This is a genomic window from Serratia sp. NA_13, assembly GCF_052691735.1.
Window position 1 is genome coordinate 123,200 of the sequence record NZ_JBQZFV010000002.1, and the last position, 15,202, is coordinate 138,401.

Consider the following 15,202-nt stretch of genomic DNA (forward strand, 5'->3'; position numbering starts at 1 on the left):
TGCTATCGGTGGGGCCTGCCAGACTGGGCCCCTCATTTCCTTACCGTTTCCGGAGGCACCATGAACCGTTCCGCCGTGAACCAAATCCTGCAGCAAACCCAGCACTTTTTTGCCCGTTTCGACGTCCAGCTTCCGCCCTTCGCCCATTTTAGCCCCTCGGCCTGGCAGCAGCTCGATCGTCAGTCGTGGCAGGAGGTGTTTGACCTGAAACTGGGTTGGGATGTCACGGCCTTCGGCGATGATGACTTCGCCCGCAAGGGGCTAACGCTATTTACCCTGCGCAACGGTTCACCCGGCGGTAAACCCTATGCCAAAAGCTATGCGGAGAAAATCATGCATTGCCGCGAAGCTCAGGTGACGCCGATGCATTTCCACTGGCGCAAGCGGGAAGACATTATCAATCGTGGCGGAGGCAACCTGATTGTTGAACTGCACAACGCAGACCCTCGGGAAGGGCTGGCCGAGACTCGCGTTACCGTGACGCTGGATGGCTGCCGACAGACCCACGCCGCCGGTTCGCGTTTGCGCCTGGCGCCGGGAGAAAGCATCTGCCTCACGCCGGGTATCTATCACAGTTTCTGGGGCGAAGAGGGCTTCGGAGACGTTTTGGTAGGGGAAGTCTCGACGGTAAACGATGACGACAACGACAACCGTTTCCTGCAGCGGCTCAGCCGCTATAGCCAGATTGAAGAGGACCAGCCACCACAGTGGTTGCTGTGTCACGAATACTTGCGCTTTATCGCTTAAGGAGAACCAGAATGGCATTGATTTCATTGGCGCAGGGCTTGGCGCAGGCTCGTCAGCACGGCTATGCGCTGGGCGCATTCAACGTGCTCGACAGCCACTTTCTACGTGCGTTGTTCGCTGCGGCGCAGGCGGCGCGATCGCCGTTTATTATCAATATTGCAGAAGTGCACTTTAAGTACATCTCGCTGGAATCCCTGGTGGCGGCGATTAAAAGCGAAGTGGCGCAGCACGATATCCCGGTGGTGTTGAATCTGGATCATGGTCTGCATTTCGAGGCGGTGGTGCAGGCGCTGCGGCTGGGATTCAGTTCCGTGATGTTCGACGGCTCCGGCTTGAGCTACGAAGAAAACGTGCGTCAGACGCAGGAAGTGGTACGCATGTGCCACGCGGTCGGCGTATCGGTTGAGGCTGAACTGGGCGCGGTCGGCGGTGACGAAGGCGGCGCGCTGTACGGCGAGGCCGACAGCAATAAATTTACCGACCCGCAGCGGGCGCGCGAATTTGTCGAATTGACCGGCATTGATGCGTTGGCGGTGGCGATTGGCAATGCGCACGGCAAATATAAAGGCGAGCCGAAGCTCGATTTTGAACGGCTGGCGGCTATCCAGCAGCAGGCGGGGATCCCGCTGGTGTTGCACGGCGGTTCCGGCATTAGCGATGCCGATTTCAAACGCGCGATCGGGCTGGGCATTCACAAAATCAATTTCTATACCGGCATGTCGCAGGCGGCACTGGGGGCGGTGGAGCAGCGAATAACGCAGCGCCACGCGATTTACGATGAATTTGCCGAAGTGCTGCTGGCGGTAGAGCAGTCGATCAGCGAAGTGGTGCAACAGCAAATGCATATTTTCGGCAGCGCCGGGCGGTTGTGATGATCCGGCGTGGCATTGTTTCGGCCGGTAACATGCTGGTGGATCATGTGCATCAAATTGCGCACTGGCCGCAGCCGGGCTGGCTGGTAGAGATTGAACATAGCCAGCGTGCTACCGGCGGCGCACCGCTCAATGTACTGCTGACGCTGGCACGCATGGAGACCGGATTACCGCTGGCGGCGCTCGGGTTGATCGGCTGCGACGCCGACGGTGACTATATCCTGCAGATGCTCGCGCAGCACCGGGTCGACAGTGGCCTGGTCAGACGTAGCGAAACGGCGATGACCGCCATGTCGCAGGTGATGACCGAGCCGGGCGGCCAACGGACGTTCTTTCACGCGCCGGGGGCCAACCGGCAGTTGGATCTGGCCGATTTTAACGCACTGCACACTGAGCATAAAATTTTCCATCTGGGTTATCTGCTGTTGCTCGACAGTCTGGATAGCCCGGACGAAGAGTTTGGCACCCGCAGCGCCCGGTTGCTGGCGCAAATGCAGCAGCGTGGTTATCAGACTTCATTGGATTTAGTGTCGCGTCAGGGCGATCCGCGCTATCGGCCGCTGGTACTACCAACGCTGCGCTGGCTGGATTATCTGGTGATCAACGAGCTGGAGGCCGGTGAATTTACCGGGCTGGCATTGCGTGCGGCCAGTGGCGCGTTGCAGCCACAGTTGATGGCCCAGGCCGCAGAACAGCTATTGCTGGCCGGTGTGCGGTGGCGAGTGGTGATCCACTGCCCGGAAGGGGCATACGGACTGGAGCAAGGCGGGGAAGGGCGCTGGCAGCCGTCGTGGTGCGTCAGTGAAACCGAAATCGTCGGCAGCGTCGGTGCCGGGGATGCCTTCTGTGCCGGGGTGTTGTACGCCAGTCATGAAAGCTGGCCTTTGGCAGAGACGCTGCAATTGGCGCATGCCTGTGCGCGGTTCAATTTACTGTGCGCCAACGCGATCGATGGCGCACGCCCCTTGTCGGAACTGCAGGATTATATCAGGCGGCAGCCACCGGTTGGCTGACGTCGGCGGCGAAAACATAACCCAGCCCACGAATGGTGCGGATCAACTCGGGCTGATGGGGGTTGATCTCGATCTTGCGTCGCAGCCGCATGATCAACACGTCGATAGTGCGATCGAACACCTCCAGCGTTTCGCTGTGGGTCAGTTCAAGCAGGCGATCGCGGGTCAGTACTTTGCGCGCATGCTGTACCAGCGCCAGCAGCAGGCCGTATTCGCCCTGGGTCAGATCGACCGGTTGTCGCTGTGGGTTGTGCAAGGTGCAGCGGACAGTATCCAGGCACCAGCCGTTGAACTGCCAGCCTTCGGGTTTGTGCTGACTGGCGGTGGCCGGTTCCAGCGCCAGCGCACCGGTACGGCGTAGCACCGCCTTGGCGCGGGCGACCACCACGCGTGGATTAAAGGGTTTGGCAATGTAGTCGTCGGCCCCCATCTCCAGACCGACCACCACGTCGGACTCGGAGCCCAGGCCGGTCAGCATCACCACCGGCAGATCCGGGCGCAGACGGTGGATCTGCTGCAACACCAGTAGGCCATTGGTGTCCGGCAGGATCAGATCAAGCAGCACCAGAGCAATATCCGGCTGCTGGTTGAGTAACGTTAACGCCTCGCTGCCCCGGTGGCAGGCATGCACGGTAAACACGTGCTCATTGAGGACGTCGCAGAGCAGGTCACAAATGGCAGGGTCGTCGTCGACGATCAATACGGCAGGTTTCATCGCTGCTCTCCGGATTTTAGGATGCGGAAAATGTTATCAACAAGTTAACTGCAGTGTACCCGATGACTAATTAATAAGCGGTAGCCGGTGTGAGTCTGATGCGGAAATTGCCATCACCGTCACACTCGGCGCTGATTGAGTGATCCCGGCAACTGAATATATTAGGCTGTGGCAACGTTGTTGTGCATTGAGGAGAAAAATCGTGCGCATTGGTATCGACCTGGGTGGCACTAAAATTGAAGTGATCGCGTTGGCCAATGATGGGCAGGAACTGTTCCGCCATCGCATCGCTACGCCGCGTCATGACTATCAGCAAACGCTGGATGCGATTACCGGTCTGGTGAAATTGGCAGAAGAAAATACCGGCCAGCAAGGCTCGGTCGGCGTCGGCATTCCCGGCACGCTGTCGCCCTATACCGGGCTGGTCAAAAACGCCAACTCGGTGTGGCTCAACGGCCAACCGATGGATAAAGACCTGTCAGCGATGCTGGCGCGCGAAGTGCGTATTGCCAACGATGCCAACTGCCTGGCAGTGTCGGAAGCCACCGATGGTGCTGCGGCCGGCAAGCAAACCGTGTTTGCGGTGATTATCGGTACCGGTTGTGGCGCCGGGGTGGCGATCAACGGCCAGGCGCACTCGGGCGGCAACGGCATCTCTGGCGAGTGGGGGCATAACCCGCTACCGTGGCTGGATGATGACGAGTTGCGTTTTCGGGCAGAGGTTCCCTGTTACTGCGGTAAGCAGGGGTGCATTGAAACCTTTATCTCCGGTACCGGCTTTGCTATCGACTATGCTCGCCTGAGCGGTAATCCGCTAAAAGGTCATGAAATCATGACGTTGGTAGCACAAGGCGATGCCCTGGCAGAGCAGGTCATCAGTCGTTACGAGCTGCGGCTGGCAAAATCACTGGCGCATGTGATCAATATTTTTGATCCGGACGTCGTAGTGCTGGGCGGAGGAATGAGCAATGTGGATCGTCTGTATCAGCACGTACCGCAGTTGGTGAAATCCTGGGTATTCGGTGGCGAATGCGAAACCCCGATCCGCAAGGCGGTCCACGGTGACTCCAGCGGCGTGCGCGGCGCGGCCTGGCTGTGGCCACAGCTGTAACTGTTACAAAAAAGCGCGGGCCTGCTCGCGCTTTAATCAATTCCCTGTACAAAATCTGGACTTCCCTCTATGCTTTAGCTAACTTAGCTAAGGAGATCGCGTATGCCTATTCAGGCCAATATGCACGAAGCAAAATCCAACCTGAGCCAACTGGCGGATAAAGCCGCACAGGGAGAGACCGTGATTATAGCGAAAGCAGGGAAGCCGTATGTTCAGCTTATGGCCATCAAGGGGCAAACCCGCAAGCCGGGTGCTGCCAAGGGAAAATTCACCGTACCGGACAATTTTAATGATGGCGATGCAGACATCACTGCGCTGTTTGAGGGCGACGAGTGAAACGTTTGCTGCTGGATACTCATGCGTTGTTGTGGTGGCTGATAGATGACTCCAGCCTGGGGATTAACGCCAGAAGGCAGATCGCCGATCCCGGCAATGTGGTGTATGTCAGCGCAGCCAGCATTTGGGAGATTTCGATTAAGCGGGCACTGGGTAAGCTAATACTGCCGGAAGACATCTTTGAGGTGATTGAGGCCGAAGATTTTCTGCCTTTACCGATGGCGGCCTTCCACGGTCAGCAGGCGGGCCAGTTGCCGCCGCATCATCAGGATCCTTTTGATCGCATGTTGATCGCCCAGGTGCAGGCCGAAGGGTTGACGTTAATTTCCGCCGATGCCGCTTTCCCGCAGTACGGCATCCGGGTGTTTGACGCCCGGCGCTAAAGCGGGTTAATCCTCGGGTTCACTACGCACCGGCTCTTTTTCGCCGGTGCTGCACCCCTGTTTCTCTGTTAGTGTCGTGTTATTCCAGCCTGAACTGCGGCTCCAGCCGGCTGATGCCGAGCCCGTTGACCTTTTTCACCTTAATTTGTACCGGGATCCGCTCTTTCATGGCCTCAACGTGGCTGATCACGCCAATGGTTTTCCCGGAGGCGTTCAGGCTGTCGAGCGCGTCCAATGCGGTATCCAGAGTTTCCGCATCCAGCGTGCCAAAGCCTTCGTCGAGGAACAGCGAGTCGATACTGGTCTTGTGGCTGACCAGATCGGACAGCGCCAGTGCCAGCGCCAGGCTCACCAGGAAGCTTTCACCGCCGGACAGGGTGCGGGTGTCGCGCAGCGCGTCCGCCTGCCAGGTATCTACCACCTGTAGCTCCAGCGCATCGCTGGTTTTACGTTGCAACAAATAGCGTCCGTGCAGCCGTCCCAGTTGGTTGTTTGCCAGATACACCAGATGATCGAGCGTCAGACCCTGGGCAAACTTACGGAATTTATCCCCTTCTTTGGAGCCGATAAGCTGATTGAGATAGCTCCAGTCGTCGTACTGGCTCTGGCTCTGGCTGATTTGCTCAAACAGCGACTGCTGATTGATGCGGCGGGCAGCATCGCTTTCCAACTGATTGCGTACTTCGCCCTGGCGTAGCTGCAAGGTTTTTAATTGCTGTGCCAGCGCTGCCAGACTCTGGCTCAGGATCTGGGGATCGGTCTGGTTCTCATCCAGCTCTTTAGGACGCTGTTGCAGATGCTGCTTCAGACTTTCTATGGTCTGTGTCAACAGGGCGCTGGCCTCTACCTGACGCTGTTGCAACTGCTCTTTGCGCTGCTGCAGTTGTCGGCGCTGGTCGTCATCCAATAATGCGGCAATGAAGGCGGTTTCATCGCTGAATTCACTGACGGCCAGCGTTTGCAGCCACTCTTGTTCCGCTTGCTGCAACCGCTCGGTCTGTTGCAGCAGTTGCTGCTGTAGCCCGACAAGCTGGCCGCTCAGCCGGTCGCGTTGTTCCTGGGCTTTTTGCCATTGTTCGGCCGCTTGCTGGCTGGCCAGCTCACAGGCCGTCTGGCGGGCGCGCAACTGTTCGCGCACCTGAGTAATTTGCTGTTCACCAAACAGTGCCTGCCGCTGCGCACGTTGCTCGCCCAGGGCTTGTTCACCTTCCTGCCACTGTTGCTGCAGGCGTTGCTGTTGCAACTGGGCCTCTGCGTGGCTTTTCTCCAGCAGGATGTAACGCTCGTCCAGCCGCGCTTTCTCTTGTTGCGCCTGCTGCTGTTGTGTTTGCAGTGCGGCTAATTGGTCTTTGGCCTGCTGCACGGCATGCGATGCCTGTTCGTGTTGCAGCAGGGCGGCCTGACTCTGACGTTCTTCGCTGTCGCAGGCGTTCAGCCACTGGCTCAGGCGGTCGGCGTCTTGCAGGCTAAAGTCAAATGCCAGCGGCGTGGTGAGGGTTTGCCACTGCTGAAGGTGGGTGGCCAACTGTTGCTCGTCTTGCGTGATGAGTTGCTGTTGACGCTGTTGCTGTTCTTTCAGGCTTTCGCAACGGGTGCGCAGTTCGGTGCCCTGCGTATACAAAGCCTCGGTTGTGGCGCGCATCTGGGCCAGGCGCAATGCGGTTTCAGAAGGTTTTACCGCCTGATACTGTTCAATGGCCGGGTGGCTGCAGGAGCCGCACAGCGGGCAGGGTTCACCGGTTTGCAGGCGGGCGCGTTCTGCTTCCAGGCTAACAATGCGCTGTTCCAGCTCGAGGGCTTTTTCCACGTCTGTCTGGTGGGCTTTTTGCTGCTTATACTGCAGCCGCGTCTCTTCGAGCTGTTTTTCATGTTCGCCAAGCTGTGTCTGACGGGCGGCGGAGTCTTTACGCTGCTGATCCAGACGTTCGCTGACCTGGCTAAACAGGGACGATAGGGTAAATAACTGCTGGCGTACCGGGCGCAGCTCGGCCAGTTCGGTCTGACGCTGGCGCAGTGCCGCCAGGGGCGACTGGGCTTCCAGCGTATTTTGTTGTTGCTGCTGCGCCGACAGCGCGGTGGTGAGACCGTTAAGTTTTTCCTGATGCTGGCCCGCTTGTGCGGTCAACCGGGTTCGCTGAACTTCGAGCTGCTCAAGCGCTGTTTTTTGCTGGGCATACTGTTGTGCGGCGCTATCGCATGCCTGTTGCAGTTCGGCCTGCGTTTTCTGTAACTGGGCAATCTGGTTATCGAGCGGGACGACTTGCTCGTCGATCAACCGCTGTTGCGTCTGCTGGTGTTCAACATGTGCCTGCAACTGGGCACGGGCTTGCTCCACCGCCTGTTGCAACGGCGCCATCTGGGCTAGCTGTTGCTCCTGCTGCTGCGTTAATTGGCTTATCTGCTGTTGCAGCGCCTGTTGGTCGTTGCGGCAGCGGTTACGTTCGTTAAGCAATGGCCGCAGTTTTTCTGCCGGCTCGCTGCGCGCCAGTTGCTGCAGTTGCGGTTCCGCCGCCGCCTGTTCCTGCTGCGCCGCGTTCAGTTTGCGTTGGTATTCCTGTTGTTTTTGCTGAGTTTGTTGCCACTGCTGTAACCAGTTCAGCGCCTGCTGCTGCAGGCGGGCCTGTTCGCCAAGGGCATTCTCCTGCGTCCCCAGCTCAACCAACTGGCTCTCCAATTGTTGACGCTGTTCGTCATTGAGCAGTTCAATGCCGCTGGCGCGTTGATGCAGCGCATCCAAATCGGCCTTGGCCTGCTTATGCTGTTCGAAAACCCGTTCGGAAAGCTGGCCGTAGATCTCGGTGCCGGTCAGCTCTTCCAGCAGTTCGGCGCGGTCATTGGCATCGGCATTGAGGAAGGCGGCGAACTGCCCCTGGGATAACATCATCGATTTGGTGAAGCGGCCGAAGTCTAACCCGGTGATTGCGGCGGTCATATCCAGCTTGTCGCGTACCTTGTCCGCCAGGATTTTTCCGTCTTCACGCAGCGCCAGCTCCACTTTCGGTGCCTGCAGGTTACCGTCTGGGGCATTTTTGGCACGGCGCTGGCTCCAGAAGGCGCGGTAGCCGACCCCTTTGACTTCAAATTCGACCTCAGCCAGCGATTCGGCGGTGTGGCGCGTCATCAGCTCGTTCTGACTCGGCGTGACGTTTAGCCGCGGCGTCTGGTGATACAGCGCCAGGCAGATAGCATCCAGCAGGGTGGTTTTTCCTGCGCCGGTGGGTCCGGTGATGGCGAATAACCCATTGCTGGCAAAGGGTTCGGCAGTAAAGTCGATTTTCCATTCGCCCTGCAGGGAATTGAGGTTTTTTAACCTCAGGCTGAGGATTTTCATTGGCTCGGCTCCTGGTCGTTGTGCCGCACGGACTCGACCACCTGCTGGAACATTTGGCTCATTCGTTGCCGACGTTGTTCGGCCATTTCAGGCTCCTGCGCCAGCCGCCGCTCGAACACCTCGTTGACGCTCAGTTCGTTGAGCGTTTCCTTGTCCTGCTGTTCAATGGCCTGACGTCGCTGTTCTTTGCTGCGGCGCAACAGCACCACTTCTACCGGCAGTTGATCGGCCAGTAACTGGATGCGGCGCTGAATGTCGCTAAGGTAGTCCTGTGTTGCCACTTCAATGTCCAGCCACACCGGGAATTCGCCTTGATAATCGGCGAACTGCTGCAATTGTTGCTCGATCTGTGCCAAATCACCTTTGATAAGCTGCATCGGTTGGAAGCTGGGGATCTCCAGCGCAGTGATCTGTTGCAGAGCGTCCGCGCTGAAATCCACCATAAATACGCTTTTGGCTTTGCCCAATTCGTCAAAACTGAGAGGGATCGGCGAGCCGCTGTAGCGAATATGCTCGGATTTAGCGACGTTCTGCGCGCGGTGAATATGACCCAGTGCGATGTAGTCAGCCGGCGGAAAGGCCTGCGCGGGGAAGGCGTCCAGCGTGCCAATGTAGATATCGCGTACCGAATCGGAGGTGGTGACGCCCACGGTGGTCAGATGGCCGGTGGCAATAATCGGCAGTGGCAAGCCCAGTGAATCACGACGTGTACAGGCCGCCTGATACAGCTTTTGATAATGGTCGGCGATAGCCTCTTGCAGCGCCTGCTGTTTTTGCACTCCGGACTCGCCGGCGCGGCTGGAGAGCAGATCGCGTGGGCGCAGGAAAGGGATGGCACACAGCACCGCACCCGGCTGACCGTCGCGCTGATTCAACACCAGAATTTGTTGTTCGGTTTCGCTCTGCGCGTTGGCAATCACGGTGGTATTCAGGCAGGAAAGCAATTCACGCGACTCATTCAAGGTTGCCACGGAGTCGTGGTTGCCGCCCAGCACCACCAACTGGCAACCGGTGCGCTGCAGTTCCACCACGAAACGGTTATACAGCTCGCGGGCATAACTTGGCGGCGAACCAGTATCGAACAGGTCCCCGGCGACGATCAGCGCATCCACCTGCTGTTGCTCGATTTGCTCAATCAGCCAGCGCAGAAAAGCCTGATGTTCGGCGGCGCGGCTTTTGGTGAAAAAAAACTGGCCAAGATGCCAGTCAGAGGTGTGGATCAGGCGCATGACACTCCCGGGGCGATAGGGTAATGGCGGGGATTATAAAGGGAATATGATGTTTCTGCGTGATTAGAAATAATCGCTATGCTTACTGCCTGTAACAGGCAGGTTTTTTCAAGGCTATTTATTTCATAAATCTGTCACAAAACTGACGCATAATGGCGCCCGCAATCAACTGTGATCGCTAACACATTGGCAGGATTGACGATGGCAAGACGCATACTGGTGGTGGAAGACGAAGCGCCGATCCGTGAGATGGTGTGCTTTGTGTTGGAACAGAATGGTTACCAACCGTTGGAAGCTGAGGATTATGACAGCGCAGTGACGCGCCTGTCTGAGCCGTTCCCTGATTTAGTGTTGCTCGACTGGATGTTACCCGGAGGTTCCGGCATTCAGTTTATTAAACATATGAAGCGTGAAGCTATGACCCGCGATATTCCGGTGATGATGCTGACCGCTCGCGGTGAAGAAGAAGACCGTGTCCGTGGCCTGGAAGTTGGGGCGGATGATTACATCACTAAACCTTTCTCGCCGAAGGAGCTGGTGGCGCGCATCAAGGCGGTAATGCGCCGCATTTCACCGATGGCGGTGGAAGAAGTGATTGAAATGCAAGGGCTGAGCCTGGATCCTTCCTCACACCGGGTGATGGCCAACGAGCAGGCGCTGGATATGGGGCCGACCGAGTTCAAATTGCTGCACTTCTTTATGACTCATCCAGAGCGTGTTTATAGCCGCGAACAGTTGCTTAATCACGTCTGGGGCACTAACGTTTATGTGGAAGACCGCACCGTTGACGTGCATATCCGTCGGCTCCGTAAGGCGTTAGAGACCAGTGGTCATGACAAAATGGTTCAAACCGTTCGGGGCACCGGCTACCGATTCTCAACGCGTTATTGATCGCGACGCGCTGGAGAATATGCCGTGCTAGAACGTCTATCCTGGAAGAGGCTGGCCCTGGAGCTGGCCCTTTTCTGCTTGCCTGCCTTACTGCTGGGGCTGATTTTCGGTTATCTGCCTTGGTTGCTACTGGCCGCCGTGCTGGCGGCGCTGGCATGGAATTTCTACAACCAACTCAAACTTTCCCACTGGCTGTGGGTTGACCGCAGCATGACGCCGCCACCCGGGCGCTGGAGCTGGGAACCGCTGTTTTACGGCCTGTATCAGATGCAGCAGCGTAATCGCCGTCGGCGGCGTGAGCTGGCGCTGTTGATCAAACGCTTCCGCAGCGGCGCGGAATCGCTGCCCGATGCGGTAGTGATGACCACCGTCGAAGGCAATATCTTCTGGTGTAACGGTTTGGCGCAGCACCTGCTGGGCTTCCGCTGGCCGGAAGACAATGGTCAGCACATCCTTAACCTGCTGCGTTATCCGGAGTTCAGTCATTATCTGCAACAGCAGGAGTTTTCCCGTCCGTTGACGTTGCAGTTGAACAATGAGCACTACGTCGAATTCCGCGTGATGCCTTATTCCGAAGGGCAATTACTGATGGTAGCGCGTGATGTCACCCAAATGCGCCAGCTGGAAGGCGCGCGACGTAACTTCTTCGCCAACGTCAGCCACGAGCTGCGTACCCCGCTCACGGTGTTGCAGGGCTATCTGGAGATGATGAGCGACGAAGAGTTGGATGGCTCGCTGCGCGGCAAAGCGCTGGGCACCATGCAAGAGCAGACCCGGCGTATGGATGGGCTGGTCAAACAGCTGCTGACGCTATCGCGCATTGAGGCGGCACCTAACGTCGATATGAACGAACGGGTAGATATCCCGCTGATGTTGCGGGTGTTGCAACGCGAAGCGCAGTCGCTGAGCAGCGGCAACCATGAGATTAGCTTCCGGGTGAACGAACAGCTCAAGGTGTTCGGCAACGATGACCAACTGCGCAGCGCGGTATCAAACCTGGTGTACAATGCCGTCAATCACACGCCAAAGGGCACCAATATTGAGGTGAGCTGGCAACAGACGCCAAACGGTGCGCAGTTCCAGGTCAGTGATAATGGGCCGGGCATCGCCGCCGAGCATATTCCGCGCCTGACCGAACGTTTCTATCGTGTCGACAAAGCCCGTTCACGCCAGACTGGCGGCAGTGGGTTGGGGCTGGCGATCGTCAAGCATGCGCTCAGCCACCATGACGCGCGGCTGGAGATCCTCAGTGAGCAGGGCATTGGCACCCGATTCATCTTTACCTTGCCTAACCGGTTGATTGTTCCCGCAGCTTTGTCAGAGAATGCGGTGAAAAATTAACGCGCGAGAGGCTGGTATGATCCGAATGATCCGAGGGCTGTTGCTTTGCCTGGCGCTGCTGGCGAGCCGTGGCGCGTTAGCGCAGCCGGATGGTATGCTGTCCGGCAACCTGTCGAGCGTCGGCTCCGATACGCTGGCGAACCTGATGGCGCTATGGGCACAAGACTTCAGCCAGCATTATCCCAACGTTAATTTGCAGATCCAGGCCGCAGGCTCTTCAACTGCGCCGACCGCTTTGGCTGCGGGGGCCGCGCAATTGGGGCCGATGAGTCGGCCGATGAAGGCGGCGGAAGTGTCGGCATTCGAACACCGCTATGGCTATGCGCCGCTGGCAGTGCCGGTCGCCGTCGATGCGCTGGTGGTGTTGGTCCATCAGGACAACCCGCTACGCGGTCTTAATTTGCAGCAGCTTGACCGAATTTTCTCCGCTACCCTGCGCTGTGGTGAAAACCAGCCGGTGACGCGTTGGGGGGAATTGGGGCTGAAAGGCGATTGGCAGCAGCGTGCGCTGCAACGCTTTGGGCGTAATTCGGCATCCGGCACCTATGGCTATTTCAAACTGCGTGCGCTGTGTGGCGGAGACTTTATGCCACGGGTCAATGAACTGCCCGGTTCTGCCTCGGTGGTGCAGGCGGTGGCCGGTTCGCTGAACAGTATCGGTTACGCCAGCATTGGCTTTCGCGCCAGCGGTGTGCGGCTGTTGCCGCTGGCCGAGTCCGGCGAGAATTATGTTGTCCCCAACGACGTCAACGTGCGCAACGGTAGCTATCCATTGTCGCGCTACCTGTATATTTACATTAACAAAGCGCCCAACCAGCCGTTGGAGCCGCTGACCGCCGCATTTCTCGATCGCGTGCTTTCCGACACCGGGCAAAACCTGGTGAACCATGACGGCTATCTGCCGCTGCCTGCTGCTACTTTGCAGAAAACCCGTCAGGCGTTAGGTCTGCAATAAATTTCCCTCGGGGCGTTGATTTGCCCTCAACATGAATTTCTCATCGCTACCGATGAAAATTCTTCTATTACTGCCCGGCAGTCGCTATGACAGGATACCTTCTATCCATTTAGAAGTCTGGATGTCCATAATGGCCTGGCGTAATAATTCAAACTGTCAATTACTGTGGTAAAGGCCCGATCTTTTACCTGCTTACCGGGAGTCATAATATGTGCGATTGCAACCACGCTTTCACGCTGACGTTGTCGGCAGTCTGTTGCGCCCCGCAGCGCTGAAAACTGCTCGTCAACAGTTTCAACGAGGCGAAATTGACGCTCCTGAACAGGTGAAACAGCGTCTTGAGGAGGCCGCGCAGTTTGTCGACCATAGCCAACTTTGCCTCAGCACCCAGTGCGGTTTTGCCTCGACCGAAGAGGGCAACAGCCTGAGTGAATCACAGCAGTGGAATAAACTGCAAAGCGTGGTGAATATCGTCCGGCAGGTTTGGTAGTAGCGAAAAATTCGTTCAGACCGCGCGAAAACTGGCTGTTTATTGGCGTTTTCGCGCGGTGGTTAACCATAGGATTCACGTTTTGTGAATGCGTTGCTCAAAAATGATACAAATCATGTATTGTATATTTATTGATAGCCACTATGATCGACTGGTGTGGGAAGATTATCTGGTCTATAACTCTGCTTTTTGTCATGCGTCTTGCCTTACAACGCTATAAACGTTTAACTTAGCCCTCGTTGTCGGACTAAACCTCCATTTATAACTCCTAAAACTCTGCCCATCATCATGAGTGGTCACTTTCGAATAAGGACAAAACGGCGGACGTTATGCGTTTTCTGCTCTTATTGGTCTCGCGATGAAATGGCAAGCCGGCAACCGGGTGGTGCATCACGCTACCACCTATTGGGCACTTTTTTTCATTTGAACAGGCAACACGACATCATATGAGTCATCGTTTAACGTCAAAAGATATTATCGCATTGGGTTTTATGACCTTTGCCTTATTCGTCGGCGCCGGGAACATCATTTTCCCGCCGATGGTCGGTTTACAGTCCGGTGAGCACGTCTGGACTGCAGCTATCGGCTTCCTGATCACTGCGGTCGGTCTACCGGTGATGACGGTGATCGCGCTGGCTCGTGTCGGTGGCGGCATTGACGCCCTGAGTACGCCAATTGGACGTCGCGCCGGTCTGCTGCTGGCGACCGTCTGCTATCTGGCCGTCGGCCCGCTATTCGCTACCCCGCGTACCGCGACCGTCTCCTTTGAAGTGGGTATTGCACCGCTGACCGGTGATGGCGCCATGCCGCTGTTTATTTACAGCCTGGTATATTTCGCGCTGGTGATCGGCATCTCTTTGTATCCGGGCCGCTTGCTCGATACCGTCGGCCACGTACTGGCACCGCTGAAAATTGTTGCGCTGGGCGCGCTGGGTATTGCCGCGCTGGCCTGGCCTGCGGGCACGCCAATTCCGGCGACCGAGGTTTATCAGAACGTTCCATTCTCTAGCGGCTTCGTTAACGGCTATCTGACCATGGATACGCTGGGCGCACTGGTCTTCGGCATTGTCATCGTTAACGCCGCGCGTTCCCGTGGTGTGAAGGATGCCAAATTACTGACGCGTTACACCATTCTGGCGGGCCTGATCGCCGGTGTCGGTCTGACGCTGGTTTACCTGAGCCTGTTCAAGCTGGGTTCCGGTAGTGGCGTGCTGGTGCCGGATGCCACTAATGGTGCGGTGATCCTGCATGCCTACGTACAGAATACTTTCGGCGGTCTGGGTAGCTTCTTCCTGGCGGCGCTGATCTTTATCGCCTGTATGGTGACTGCGGTTGGCCTGACCTGCGCCTGTGCTGAGTTCTTTGCCCAATACCTGCCGTTCTCTTACAAGACGCTGGTGTTCATTTTGGGCCTGTTCTCGATGCTGGTTTCCAACCTGGGCCTGAGCCATCTGATCCAGATCTCTATCCCGGTACTGACCGCGATTTATCCGCCATGTATCGTGCTGGTGGTGCTGAGTTTCACTCAGCGCTGGTGGAACAGCGCACCGCGTATCATCGCGCCGGTGATGTTAGTCAGCCTGTTGTTTGGTATCCTTGACGCGGTGAAAGCGTCTACCTTCCAGCATTTCCTGCCGGATTGGACCAATCACCTGCCATTGGCGGTTCAGGGACTGGCATGGTTGCCGCCGTCGCTGCTGATGCTGGTGCTGGTCGCAATTTATGACCGGGTTTGTTCGCGTTCTGAAGTGACCGCGCACTCCTAATTCCCCGGCTAAATTTTGGGCC

13 protein-coding genes and 1 pseudogene are annotated in these 15,202 nt (G+C 57.2%); 11 read left to right on the forward strand and 3 right to left on the reverse strand.

All coding sequences use genetic code 11. The annotated features are described in order from the left end of the window. The first annotated feature begins 60 nt into the window (after nucleotides 1-60). Genes ACUTSU_RS04100 through ACUTSU_RS04110 form a run of 3 tightly spaced genes read left to right on the forward strand, consistent with a single transcriptional unit; the run spans nucleotide 61 to nucleotide 2,632 of the window. Complete coding sequence (locus tag ACUTSU_RS04100; RefSeq protein WP_445653802.1) at nucleotides 61-747, forward strand: D-lyxose/D-mannose isomerase; 687 nt, start codon at nucleotides 61-63, stop codon at nucleotides 745-747. An 11-nt stretch (nucleotides 748-758) separates the two neighbouring features. After that, nucleotides 759-1,619: a ketose 1,6-bisphosphate aldolase gene (locus ACUTSU_RS04105; RefSeq protein ID WP_261427434.1), complete on the forward strand. Its 861-nt coding sequence runs from the start codon at nucleotides 759-761 to the stop codon at nucleotides 1,617-1,619. Continuing rightward, complete coding sequence (locus ACUTSU_RS04110) at nucleotides 1,616-2,632, forward strand: carbohydrate kinase family protein (protein ID WP_445653803.1); 1,017 nt, start codon at nucleotides 1,616-1,618, stop codon at nucleotides 2,630-2,632. Before ACUTSU_RS04105 ends, ACUTSU_RS04110 begins: the two co-directional genes overlap by 4 nt. Here the strand turns inward: ACUTSU_RS04110 and ACUTSU_RS04115 are convergent. Continuing rightward, complete coding sequence (locus ACUTSU_RS04115) at nucleotides 2,607-3,347, reverse strand: response regulator (protein WP_445649676.1); 741 nt, start codon at nucleotides 3,345-3,347, stop codon at nucleotides 2,607-2,609. The two genes, ACUTSU_RS04110 and ACUTSU_RS04115, sit on opposite strands and share 26 nt — an antisense overlap. A 202-nt stretch (nucleotides 3,348-3,549) precedes the next feature. Here ACUTSU_RS04115 and mak point away from each other — a divergent pair, with 202 nt between their 5' ends. The 3 genes from mak to ACUTSU_RS04130 all read left to right on the forward strand — a co-directional run bounded on the left by mak (nucleotide 3,550) and on the right by ACUTSU_RS04130 (nucleotide 5,177). Further along, nucleotides 3,550-4,458, forward strand: a complete 909-nt coding sequence (gene mak, locus ACUTSU_RS04120; RefSeq protein WP_445649677.1) for a fructokinase — start codon at nucleotides 3,550-3,552, stop codon at nucleotides 4,456-4,458. Nucleotides 4,459-4,560: 102 nt separating this feature from the next. Next, a complete protein-coding gene (locus ACUTSU_RS04125; protein WP_099062320.1) occupies nucleotides 4,561-4,794 on the forward strand; it encodes a type II toxin-antitoxin system Phd/YefM family antitoxin in 234 nt (77 codons plus the stop codon). Continuing rightward, nucleotides 4,791-5,177, forward strand: a complete 387-nt coding sequence (locus ACUTSU_RS04130; RefSeq protein ID WP_445653804.1) for a type II toxin-antitoxin system VapC family toxin — start codon at nucleotides 4,791-4,793, stop codon at nucleotides 5,175-5,177. The genes ACUTSU_RS04125 and ACUTSU_RS04130 overlap by 4 nt, the downstream gene beginning before the upstream one ends. Before the next feature lie 79 nt (nucleotides 5,178-5,256). On the opposite strand, the gene sbcC is transcribed toward ACUTSU_RS04130, so the two are convergent. Both sbcC and sbcD read right to left on the reverse strand, forming a co-directional pair. Further along, nucleotides 5,257-8,508: an exonuclease subunit SbcC gene (gene sbcC / locus ACUTSU_RS04135; RefSeq protein ID WP_445653805.1), complete on the reverse strand. Its 3,252-nt coding sequence runs from the start codon at nucleotides 8,506-8,508 to the stop codon at nucleotides 5,257-5,259. Further along, on the reverse strand, nucleotides 8,505-9,737 hold the full coding sequence (gene sbcD / locus ACUTSU_RS04140; protein ID WP_445649679.1) for an exonuclease subunit SbcD: 1,233 nt from the start codon (nucleotides 9,735-9,737) through the stop codon (nucleotides 8,505-8,507). Before sbcD ends, sbcC begins: the two co-directional genes overlap by 4 nt. Before the next feature lie 201 nt (nucleotides 9,738-9,938). Between sbcD and phoB the strand changes: the two genes are divergently transcribed. From phoB to brnQ, 5 genes and pseudogenes are all read left to right on the forward strand, one after another. Next, nucleotides 9,939-10,628 (forward strand): phosphate response regulator transcription factor PhoB, encoded by a 690-nt coding sequence (gene phoB / locus ACUTSU_RS04145; RefSeq protein ID WP_012005482.1) that lies wholly within the window; start codon nucleotides 9,939-9,941, stop codon nucleotides 10,626-10,628. A gap of 24 nt (nucleotides 10,629-10,652) precedes the next feature. Continuing rightward, nucleotides 10,653-11,969 carry a phosphate regulon sensor histidine kinase PhoR gene (phoR, locus tag ACUTSU_RS04150; RefSeq protein ID WP_445649680.1) on the forward strand — a complete coding sequence of 439 codons (1,317 nt, stop codon included), beginning with the start codon at nucleotides 10,653-10,655 and terminating at the stop codon, nucleotides 11,967-11,969. A 16-nt stretch (nucleotides 11,970-11,985) separates the two neighbouring features. After that, on the forward strand, nucleotides 11,986-12,924 hold the full coding sequence (locus tag ACUTSU_RS04155; protein WP_445649681.1) for a PstS family phosphate ABC transporter substrate-binding protein: 939 nt from the start codon (nucleotides 11,986-11,988) through the stop codon (nucleotides 12,922-12,924). Nucleotides 12,925-13,225: 301 nt separating this feature from the next. Then, nucleotides 13,226-13,414: pseudogene (locus tag ACUTSU_RS04160) on the forward strand (5-methyltetrahydropteroyltriglutamate--homocysteine S-methyltransferase); the annotation flags it as partial. A gap of 446 nt (nucleotides 13,415-13,860) precedes the next feature. Next, the gene (gene brnQ / locus ACUTSU_RS04165) at nucleotides 13,861-15,180 is read left to right on the forward strand and encodes a branched-chain amino acid transport system II carrier protein (RefSeq protein ID WP_445649682.1); all 1,320 of its coding nucleotides are present in this window, start codon (nucleotides 13,861-13,863) and stop codon (nucleotides 15,178-15,180) included. Nucleotides 15,181-15,202: the final 22 nt, after the last annotated feature.